This window comes from Protofrankia sp. CiP1_Cm_nod1 (assembly GCF_920888515.1).
Classification (GTDB): domain Bacteria; phylum Actinomycetota; class Actinomycetes; order Frankiales; family Frankiaceae; genus Protofrankia.
In genome coordinates this window covers 1-2083 of sequence record NZ_CAKKTM010000371.1, presented here as the reverse complement: position 1 = coordinate 2083, position 2083 = coordinate 1, and the positions used below count along the sequence as shown (strand labels likewise).

The window sequence follows — 2083 nt, the reverse complement described above, 5'->3', positions numbered from 1 at the left end:
GTGCTGGCCCGCTCGGCGCTGGCCCGTTCCGCGCCGGCCCGTTCCGGGACGGCGGGCAGCGCGCCGGCGGGCAGCGTCCTGGCCGGTGGCGCGTCGGCGGGCACGGTGCTGGATCTCGCCGGCCGGCGGGTCGTCGTCAGCGCCGGCGGCACCCGGGAGCATCTCGACCCCGTCCGCTTCCTGGGCAACTCCTCCAGCGGACGCCAGGGCTACGCACTGGCCAGGGCCGCGCTCGCCCGGGGCGCGCAGACCGTCGTGGTGGCGGCCAACGTGGCGCTGCCGGACGTCGCCGGGGCGCGCACCATCCCGGTGGTGTCGACCGCGCAGCTGCGCGAGGCCGTGCACGCCCAGGCAGCCCAGGCCGATGTTGTGATCATGGCGGCCGCGGTCGCGGACTTCCGGCCCGTGGCACGGGCGTCCTACAAGATCAAAAAAGGTGACGGTGTCCCCGAGCCGGTGGCGCTGGCACACAACCCCGACGTGCTGGCCGAGCTCGTCGCCGCCCGCCGGCCGGGCCAGCTGCTCGTCGGCTTCGCCGCCGAGACCGGCAGGCCGGGCGTGGACATCGTGGCCCTCGGCCGGGAGAAGCTCGCCCGCAAGAAAGCCGACCTGCTGGTCGTCAACCAGGTCGGCGACGGGCTCGGCTTCGAGGTCGACCACAACGCCGCCGTGGTCCTCGGAGCGGACGGCACCCAGACCGCCATCGAACGGACCAGCAAGGACCTGCTCGCGCACCAGGTGCTCGACCTGGTCGTGACGCGACTCGCTGTAGCGGATGGCTCCGTTGTCGGCCTGCCCGCCGGTACCCGCCGGTAGACTTCGCCCGAATCAGACTGGATCTCCCAGGGGGTCATGACGTGGCGACGCGCCTGTTCACTTCCGAGTCCGTTACCGAGGGACATCCGGACAAGATCGCTGACCAGATCAGTGACTCCATCCTCGACGCGATGATCAAAGACGACCCGCGCAGCCGGGTCGCGGTCGAGACGCTGATCACCACCGGCCAGGTCCACGTCGCCGGTGAGGTCACCACGGACACCTATGTGGACATCGCCGCCGTCGTCCGCGAGCGCGTGCTGGAGATCGGCTACGACTCGTCCAAGAAGGGCTTCGACGGCGCCTCCTGCGGGGTGAGCGTGTCGATCGGGTCGCAGTCGCCCGACATCGCCCAGGGCGTCGACACCGCCCACGAGGCCCGGGTGGGCGGCTCCGGCGAGGACGAGCTCGACCGCCAGGGCGCCGGCGACCAGGGCCTGATGTTCGGCTACGCCTGCGACGAGACCCCCGAGCTGATGCCGCTGCCGATCGCGCTCGCCCACCGGCTCGCCCGGCGCCTGTCCGCCGTCCGCAAGGAGGGCCGGATCGGCTACCTGCGCCCCGACGGCAAGACCCAGGTCACCATCGAGTACGCCGACGGCCGGCCGGTGCGGCTGGACACCGTCGTCGTCTCCACCCAGCACGCGGCCGACATCGACCTCGACACCCTGCTCGCGCCCGACATCGCCGAGTTCGTCGTCACCCCGGAGCTGGCCACCCTCGACATCGCCACCGACGGGCACCGGCTGCTGGTCAACCCGACCGGCCGGTTCGAGGTAGGCGGCCCCATGGGGGACGCCGGCCTCACCGGGCGGAAAATCATCGTTGACACCTACGGAGGGATGGCCCGCCACGGCGGCGGCGCCTTCTCCGGCAAGGACCCGTCCAAGGTCGACCGGTCCGCCGCGTACGCGATGCGCTGGGTCGCCAAGAACGTCGTCGCCGCCGGGCTCGCCCGCAGGTGCGAGGTGCAGATCGCCTACGCCATCGGCAAGGCGCACCCCGTCGGCCTGTTCGTCGAGACCTTCGGCACCGGCGTGGTCCCCGACGAGCGGATCCAGGACGCCGTGACCGCCGTCTTCGACCTCCGGCCGGCCGCGATCATCCGGGACCTGGACCTGCTGCGGCCGATCTACACCCAGACCGCCGCCTACGGCCACTTCGGACGCCCGGAACTCGACTTCACCTGGGAGTCCACCTCCCGCGCCCAGGCCCTGGCCGACGCCATCCGCTGACCCCGGATTTTCGCAGAGCGAAAATCCGGGGA

At 72.2% G+C, this 2083-nt stretch carries 2 protein-coding genes; both read left to right on the top strand.

What is annotated here, in order from left to right:
- On the top strand, positions 1 to 816 hold an 816-nt coding region (locus tag NBX02_RS16640; RefSeq protein WP_445548484.1), incomplete at its 5' end, for a phosphopantothenoylcysteine decarboxylase domain-containing protein.
- 41 nt (positions 817 to 857) lie between these two features.
- Positions 858 to 2051, top strand: a complete 1194-nt coding sequence (metK, locus tag NBX02_RS16635; RefSeq protein ID WP_250287302.1) for a methionine adenosyltransferase — start codon at positions 858 to 860, stop codon at positions 2049 to 2051.
- The last annotated feature ends 32 nt before the right edge of the window (positions 2052 to 2083 follow it).